Here is an 8368-nt window from a genome sequence, read left to right on the forward strand (position 1 = left end):
GGTGTTCCGGTCCCGCCACCTCGGCGTTCATGACTCAGGGGTTACGCCCGCGGCCTCAGTCGGCCACGACCAGCGACGGCGTCTCCTTGGTGAGCACCTCGCCGCGGAAGAACGCGGGGCTCCTGCGCTGCATCACCAGCATGATCACCACGCCGACCAGCAGCAGTCCGACACCGATCACGAAGACCGAGCCGACGCCGAGGACCGAGGAGCCGCTGCCGTAGGCCGGGTCCCACATGTCGTACAGCGTCTTGCCGAAGACCGCGGTCAGCAGGATGCCGCCGAGGATCGGGCACAGGCCCTTGTAGACGAAGTCCCGGCCGGAGCGGAACAGCTCCTTGCGGAAGTACCAGGCGCAGGCGAACGCGGTCAGCGAGTAGTAGAAGCAGATCATCAGGCCGAGCGCGTAGATCGTGTCGACCAGGACGTTCTCGCTGACCAGGGTCATCACCGTGTAGAAGACGCCGGTGGCGACGCCCGCGATGATCGTGGCCTTGCCCGGGACCTTGAAGCGCGGGTGGACCTTGGCGAAGGACGCGGGGAGCGCCTCGTACGTCGACATCGCCAGCACGGTGCGGGCCACCGGGATGAACGTCGTCTGGAGGCTGGCAGCCGCCGAGGCGAGGACGGCGACGAAGAGCAGGATGCCGAGGGCGGGACCCATGACCGGGCCGGCGAGGGCGGCGAAGACGTTGTCGGAGGTCTCCGGGTTGGCGAGGCCGAGGCCGCTGTCGCCGGAGCCGACGGCCATCTGCGCGGCGACGCCGGTGGCGAGGTAGGAGCCGACCAGGACGACCATCGCGATGAGCGCGGCGCGGCCGGGGGTCTTGGTGCTGCCCGTGGTCTCCTCGTTGGTCGCCATGCAGGCGTCCCAGCCCCAGTACATGAAGATCGAGAGGGACAGACCGGCCGTGAAGGCGGCGAAGGACTGGACGGCGAACGGGTTCATCCACTCCCAGGAGAAGGAGAGCCCGGTGTCGAAGGCGCCGCTGCCGGCCTTCTGGAAGGCCATCGCGACGAAGAGCGCGAGGACGACGAGCTGGAGGCCGACGAGGGCGTACTGCACGCCCTTGGTGGCGGTCATGCCGCGGTAGCTGATCGCGGTGGCGACGGCGATGAGTACGAGGCAGGTGAGGATGTGGACGGCCTTGTTGTCGTCCAGGGCGGCGATGGACTCGCTGCCGGTGATCTCTCCGGCGAGCAGCCAGAAGTAGGAGGTCGCGACGCCGGCCAGGTTGGAGAGCACGATGATCGTCGCGATGACGAGGCCCCAGCCGCACATCCAGCCGATCTTGGGGCCGAAGGCCTTCACGGTCCAGGTGAAGGAGGTGCCGCAGTCGGGCATGACCCGGTTCAGCTCGCGGTACGCGAAGGCGACGAGCAGCATCGGGAGGAAGCCGGCGAGGAAGATCGCGGGCATCTGGAGTCCGACCTCGCCGGCCGTGGAGCCGAGCGTGGAGGTCAGACAGTAGACGGGGGCGACGGTCGAGATGCCGATGACGGCACTGCCCATCAGCCCGACGGAGTTACCGCCGAGTCCCTTGGTCCGTACCCCTTGGGTGTCGCCCGAGGCGGTGACGCCCCTTACCGTGTCTCCGGCCTGGGGCCGTGCATCCACCTGAGTCATGAACAGGACGTTAAGTGCTGCGGTTTCCATATCCGGAGGAGCTGACTCCAGGACGCGGGGCGATCTTCGCCTTGCATTAAGAGGGCGACAAGACCCTCTCGGCATTGATTGGAAGATCGACCCCGCGTCCACACCGACCGATTGGTAGGCGTCTCAGAAACTGTCCGATATGCGGGAACCGCAGCACTGTCTTGAATGTCCGATTTCAAATTTTCCCGAAGTATTTTCGGAGCCGTGCGGGCAGAGGGTCAGCCGGGCCAGACGACCGCCTGCGTCTCGCTGTACGCATGCAGCGCGTAGGACCCCACGTCCCGCCCCACACCGCTCTTCTTGAACCCGCCGAACGGCGCCTCCATGTTCCGCCCGATGGTGTTCACCCCGACGCCGCCCGCCCGCAGCCGGGCCGCGATACGGAATGCGCGGGCCACGTCCCCCGACCACACGTAGTCGATCAGCCCGTAGTCGCTGTCGTTCGCCAGCGCGACGCCCTCCTCCTCGTCGTCGAAGGGGACGACCACGACGACCGGCCCGAAGATCTCCTCCCGGACCACGCGCATGTCGTTCGTGCACTCCGCGAGCAGGGTCGGGGCCACATAGAAGCCCTTGGCCAGGTCCGGCCGCTCACCGCCCACGACGACCCGGGCCCCTTCCTTCCGCCCCAGGGCGATGTACGACTCCACCCGGTCGCGGTGGGCCGCCGAGATCACCGGGCCGACCACCGTGCCCGGCACCGTCGGATCCCCCACCTTCATGAAGGCCAGATAGCCGGTGAGCTTCTCGATCAGCTGCTCGTGGATCCCGCGCTGGGCGAGGACCCGGGTCGGGGCCGTACAGATCTGTCCGCTGTAGAAGGAGAAAGTGGTGCCGATCCCCATCACGGCGGAGTCCAGGTCGGCGTCGTCGAAGACCAGCGCCGCGCCCTTGCCGCCCAGCTCCATCAGCTGCCGCTTCAGCTCCCGCCCGCAGACCTCGCCGATCCGCTGCCCGACGGCAGTGGAGCCGGTGAAGGAGACCATGTCGACGTCCGGGGAGTCGACGGCCGCCTCGCCGACGGCGGTGCTCGTGCCAGTGACGACGTTGACGACACCCGCCGGGACCCCCGCCTCCTCCAGCGCCCGGGTCATCGCGTAGACGGAGAGCGGGTCCTGCGGGGCGGGCTTCACCACCACCGTGTTGCCCATGGCGAGCGCCGGGGCGATCTTGCCTGCCGGGTTGGCCCAGGGGTTGTTGTAGGAGGTGATGCAGGTGACCACGCCCACCGGGCGTCGTACCGCCACCGCGCCGAAGACCCCGGCCCTGCCCATCGGCCCGGCCTCGTTGATCTGCGGGGGCAGCGCCTGCTCCACCGGTTCCAGGGCGCCGCGCGCGTACCTGCGGAAGCGGGAGGAGCCGACGGCGACCTGCATGCCGCGCGCGGTGCCGGTCGTCGCCCCCGTCTCGGCCTGGGCGAGGAGCGTGTTCGCCTCGGCGTCACGGGCCATCAGGTCCGCGGCCCGGTCGAGGATCGCGGCCCGCTCCTCCGGTTTCGTACGGGACCAGGAGTCGAAGGCCGCACGGGCGGCGGCTGCCGCCTCGTACACCTGGGCGCGGGAGGCCTCGGGCGCGAGCCCGACGATCTCCTCGGTGGCCGGGTCGACCACCTCGTAGTGCCCGCCGTCGGGCTCGACCCACTCGCCGCCGATGAACAGTCGCTGAGTCACCTGGTGGACACCGTCCTCGTGTCGCGGCCGGAGCGCAGCACCTTGCCCGGTATCGCGCCGGTCACCTCGTCGTCGCGGATGGTCTCCACGCCGTTGACGCGGACCGACACGACGCCGATCGCCCGTGAGTCGAGCCGGGGGCTGTCGCCGGGCAGGTCGTGGACCAGGGTCGCCGGGCCCGCGTCGATCCGTTCGGGGTCGAGGAGGACCAGATCGGCGTGGAAGCCCTCAGCGATCCGTCCCCGCTCGCGCAGTCCGAACAGCCGGGCCGGATCGTCGGTGAGCATCTTCACCGCCTGTTCGAGGGAGACCAGCTTCCGGCCGCGCAGACAGTCGCCGAGGAAGCGGGTGGTGTACGGGGCGCCGCACATCCGGTCGAGGTGCGCGCCGGCGTCGGAGCCGCCCAGCATCACGTCCTCCTGGTCCCAGGTCTCCCGGCGGAGCGCCCAGGAGGCGGGGTCGTTGTCGGTGGGCATCGGCCACAGCACGGTCCGCAGCTCGTCGTTGGCGCAGATCTCGACGAGGCACTGGAAGGCGTCCTGGCCGCGTTCGGCGGCGATGTCGCGGACGACCCGTCCGGTGAGCCCGCGGTTCTCGTCGGAGTACGTGTCCCCGATGACGTACCGGCCGAAGTTCGCCAGTCGGCGGAAGACTCCGGCCTCCTTTGAGTCGGCGCGGCGCAGCATCTCGGCCCGTACGTCCGGGTCGCGCAGCTTCGCGATCCGCTCGGGGACGGGAAGGGCCAGGATCTCGCCCCAGCCCGGGATGAGGTTGAGGGCGCAGAAGGTGCCGAGCGACATGTTCATGGGGGTGAGGATCGGCATGGTGAGGGCGACGATCCGGCCGCCGGACTTGCGGGCGCGTTCGGAGGCGACGAGCTGGCGCGGGACGCGCTCGGGGACACCGGCGTCGATGGTGAGGACGTTCCAGTTCAGGGGCCTTCCGGCGGCCGCCGTCATGTCGACGAAGAGGTCGATCTCGTCGTCGGAGAACTGGTCGAGGCAGCCGGCGAGGATCGCCTCGAGCTGGGTGCCCTCGTGTTCGCCGACGGCCTTGGACAGGGCGATCAGCTCGGCAGGCGTGGCGTGCCGGGAGGCGACGGGGGCGCCGTCGCCGTCGGAGTGGGTGGAGGACTGGGTGGTGGACAGGCCCCAGGCGCCGGCGTCCATGGCCTCCTTGAGCAGCCCGACCATCGTGTCCAGTTGCTCGGTCGTGGGCTGTCCGCCGACGGCCTCGGTGCCCATCACGTACCGGCGCAGGGCGCAGTGTCCGACCATGAAGCCGGCGTTGACGGCGATCCGCCCTTCGAGGGCGTCGAGGTACTCGCCGAAGGAGGACCAGCTCCAGTCGACGCCCTCCTCCAGGGCCTTGAGGGCCATGCCCTCCACCTTGGACATCATCCGGCGGGTGTAGTCGGCGTCCTCCGGCCGCTCCGGGTGGAGGGGCGCGAGCGTGAAGCCGCAGTTGCCGCCGGCGACGGTGGTGACGCCGTGGTTCATGGAGGGGGTGGCGAACGGGTCCCAGAAGAGCTGGGCGTCGTAGTGGGTGTGGGGGTCGACGAAGCCGGGGGTGAGGACGAGGCCGGTGGCGTCCTCGGTGGTGCGGGCGGTGGCGTCCGCGTCGGCGAAGACGATCCGCCCGTTGCGTATGCCGATGTCGGCGACGAAGGCCGGGGCGCCGGTGCCGTCCACGACGGTGGCGCCCTTGATCAGGTGGTCGAGCATGGGGACCCTTTCCTGCGTACGGGATGCCCAGTGCGGGGCCCGGGGCACAGGCCCAAGCAGCGCTGCGCGGCCTCGTGGCTTTGTGCCCACCGGTTCCTCCCCCTAGGGCTTCGCCCTGGGGGCACCCCCAGCGGAACAGTTGCCCACAAAGGGCGGACATGCCCCGGTCGGGGACGCGGTAGCCGGCCGCGGCTACGACGTCCCCGACCGGGGCCGGTCGGGACGGTGGTCCGGGAAGACACCGCCCCGGTACGGGGCCCTACTCTCCGGCCTGCTGCCGGAAGCGGGTCGTGCGGTGGACCGGGTCCGTGTCGATCTTCGGGATCACGTGCTCACCGATCAGCTTGATCGTGTTCATCGTGTCCTCGTACGAGATCCCGATCGGCAGACCGAACGACAGCTGGTCCGCGCCCGCCTGGTCCCAGCGCTTGCACTGGCGCAGGACCTCCTCCGGGTCGCCGCAGATCATCAGTTCCTCGGCGATGAGGAGTTCGATGATCTCGGCGCTGTACTCCGGCAGCAGTTCCGGCCACTCCGGAATGCCCTCGGGCCGCGGGAAGGTGTCGTGGTAGCGGAAGAGCAGCGACTGCAGGTAGTTGAGTCCGCCACTCACGGCGATCTCGACGGCCTTGTCGTGCGTCTCGGCGCAGATCGCGGTCGAGGTGACCATCACGTTGTCGTTGACGAAGTCGCCGACGGCCTTGGCCTCCTTGATCGCCGTCTTGTACGACTCGACGACCCACTCCATGTCGGAGACCTTCTGCACGCTGAATCCGAGGACGCCCAGCCCCTTCTTGCCCGCCATGGCGTACGAGGAGGGCGAGCCGGCCGCGTACCACATGGCCGGGTGGGACTTCCCGTACGGCTTGGGCAGGACCTTGCGCGGCGGCAGGGACCAGTGCTTGCCCTGGAAGCCGACGTACTCGTCCTGGAGCCACATCTTGGGGAACTCGGCGATCGTCTCCTCCCAGATCTCCTTGGTGTGGTTCATGTCGGTGATGCCCGGCATGAACCCGAGGATCTCGTGGGAGCCCGCCCCGCGCCCCGAGCCGAACTCGAAGCGGCCCTGGGAGAGATGGTCGAGCATGGCGACCTTCTCGGCGACCTTGACCGGGTGGTTCACCGGGGCGAGGGGGTTGAAGATGCCGGAGCCGAGGTGGATCCGGTCGGTGGCGTGGGCGAGGTAGCCCAGGTAGACGTCGTTCGCCGAGAGGTGCGAGTACTCCTCCAGGAAGTGGTGCTCGGACGCCCAGGCGTACTTGAACCCGGACCTGTCCGCCTGGATGACGTACTCGGTCTCCTCCATCAGCGCCTTGTGCTCGGCCTCGGGATCGGTCTCGGCCCGCTTGCCGACGTATCCCTGTACGAAGATCCCGAATTCCAAGGGGGTTCACCGTCCTCGTTGTTTCTGACGTACCGTCAGATTCTCTGTGCCCGACTTTCGCACCGCGTGGCGGGTGCGTCAATACCTGATGGAGCGTCAGAACTGCTCAGAAGAGGCTCACGCCGGCCAGCCAGCCACCGTCGATGACGAAGGGCTGGCCCGTGATGTACGCGGAGTCCTCCGAGGTCAGGAAGAGCGCGAGCGCCGCGACCTCCTCCGGCCGCCCGATCCGCCCCAGCGGCACCAGCTTCTGGTAGAGCTCGGCCGTCGCCGCCGGATCCACACCCTCCGGGTTGCTCATGGGCGTGTCGATCGCGCCGGGGCAGACCGCGTTGACCCGGATCCTCTTGGCCGCCAGCTCCAGCGCCGCCACGCGGGTGAGCCCGAGCACGGCGTGCTTGGTGGCGGCGTACGCGCCGACGCCCGCCATGCCCGTCACGCCCGTGTACGAGGCGGTGTTGACGATCGTCCCGCCGCCGGCCGCCTCGATCTCGGGCGCGACGGCACGGATCCCCAGGAAGCAGCCCACCTGGTTGACCTGCACGATCGCCTGGAACTCGTCCAGCGGGGTCGCCACCAGCTCGTTGAAGCGGAGGATGCCGGCGTTGTTCACGAGTCCGTCGATCCGGCCGAAGCGCTCCTTGGCTACCGCGACCGCGCCCACCCAGTCCCCCTCTCTCGTCACGTCGAGGTGGACGTACGCGGCCCGCCCCTCCCCCAGCTCCTTGGCGAGCGCCTCGCCCTGATCGTCGAGCACGTCGGCGAGCACGACCCGCGCACCCTCGGCGGCGAAGAGCCGCGCCTCCTGCTCGCCCTGCCCGCGCGCCGCACCCGTCACCATGACGACGCGCCCGTCCAGCTTGCCCATGTCCGTCCACTCCTCAGCTCAGGTGGGGGGCGACCTCGGCGGCGAACGCCGCCATCTGATCGGTGAGTTCGGTACGGCTCCGGGAGCGGAACCGGACCTGGATCTGATGCACGCCCATCGCGCCGTACGCGCGCAGCGACTCGGCGAGAGCCTCCGGCTTCCCGGTCAGCGTCCGCCTGCCGACCTCCCAGCCGGCCTCGCCGACGTACAGGGGCTCGACGATCGCCCCGACGGTGATCGGGTCCTCGATCCCGGCCTCGGCCCGCAGGCGCCCGAGCCGGGCGATCTGGGCGGGGAGCTTCTCCCGCGGATCACCCTGCGGCAGCCAGCCGTCGCCCCGGAGCGCGGCCCTGCGCACGGCCGCGGGCGAGGACCCGCCGACCCAGACCGGCACCCGCTCCTGGGCCGGCCGGGGCATCTGACCGAGGTCCTTGAAGGAGAACCGCTCGCCCGTGTGCTCCGGGTACTCCTCCGGCCCGAGCGCCGCCTTGAGCGCGTCGATGGTCTCGTCGAGAACCCCTCCGCGGCCCTCGAAATCGGCCCCCACGGCCTCGAACTCCTCCTGGACGTGCCCCGCCCCGACCCCGAGGACCAGCCGGCCGCCGGAGAGGTGGTCGAGGGTCGCGTACGCCTTGGCGCTCACCAGCGGGTGGCGCAGACCGACGACGGCGACATGGGACAGCAACCGGACGCGCTCGGTGGCTGCGGCGAGGAAGGAGAGGGTGGCGACCGGGTCGTACCAGACGGTGCTCATCGGCCCGGCGAGACGGCGCGGGATGGCGACATGGTCGCAGCTCGCGATGTAGTCGAAGCCGGTCCGGTCGGCGGTGCGGGCGATCTCGACGAGATCGGCGGGGCCGGCGGCGGCCTCCCAGGGCTCGGCGTAGATCGTGCTCTGCGACTGGACCGGGAGCTGCATCCCGTAGACCACCATGGCGACTCCTCCGGATCTGACGATTCGTCATATCGATCGGCGGCTCTCATGCTTGCGTCTGACGACCCATCAGACAAGGGGTGTGCGGTGACCGGGATGCGCGAGCGGCCGCACCCCCACGGCGGGGGTGC

At 69.8% G+C, this 8368-nt stretch carries 6 protein-coding genes; all 6 read right to left on the reverse strand.

The genetic code is table 11. The annotated features are described in order from the left end of the window. Positions 1 to 55: 55 nt before the first annotated feature. Positions 56 to 1627 carry an APC family permease gene (locus ACFC0D_RS37370; protein WP_376446281.1) on the reverse strand — a complete coding sequence of 524 codons (1572 nt, stop codon included), beginning with the start codon at positions 1625 to 1627 and terminating at the stop codon, positions 56 to 58. Positions 1628 to 1875: 248 nt separating this feature from the next. After that, entirely contained in the window at positions 1876 to 3327 is a 1452-nt protein-coding gene (locus tag ACFC0D_RS37375) for an aldehyde dehydrogenase family protein (protein ID WP_376446284.1), read from the reverse strand. Continuing rightward, positions 3324 to 5051 (reverse strand): amidohydrolase family protein, encoded by a 1728-nt coding sequence (locus ACFC0D_RS37380; RefSeq protein ID WP_376446287.1) that lies wholly within the window; start codon positions 5049 to 5051, stop codon positions 3324 to 3326. The genes ACFC0D_RS37375 and ACFC0D_RS37380 overlap by 4 nt, the downstream gene beginning before the upstream one ends. Positions 5052 to 5310: 259 nt before the next feature. Next, the gene (locus tag ACFC0D_RS37385) at positions 5311 to 6435 is read right to left on the reverse strand and encodes an LLM class flavin-dependent oxidoreductase (protein WP_376446289.1); all 1125 of its coding nucleotides are present in this window, start codon (positions 6433 to 6435) and stop codon (positions 5311 to 5313) included. Between the two features lie 106 nt (positions 6436 to 6541). Continuing rightward, positions 6542 to 7303, reverse strand: a complete 762-nt coding sequence (locus ACFC0D_RS37390; RefSeq protein WP_376446292.1) for an SDR family NAD(P)-dependent oxidoreductase — start codon at positions 7301 to 7303, stop codon at positions 6542 to 6544. 13 nt (positions 7304 to 7316) lie between these two features. Further along, the gene (locus ACFC0D_RS37395) at positions 7317 to 8237 is read right to left on the reverse strand and encodes a TIGR03619 family F420-dependent LLM class oxidoreductase (RefSeq protein WP_376446294.1); all 921 of its coding nucleotides are present in this window, start codon (positions 8235 to 8237) and stop codon (positions 7317 to 7319) included. Positions 8238 to 8368 lie beyond the last annotated feature (131 nt).

The organism is Streptomyces sp. NPDC056222 (genome assembly GCF_042264065.1).
Classification (GTDB): domain Bacteria; phylum Actinomycetota; class Actinomycetes; order Streptomycetales; family Streptomycetaceae; genus Streptomyces.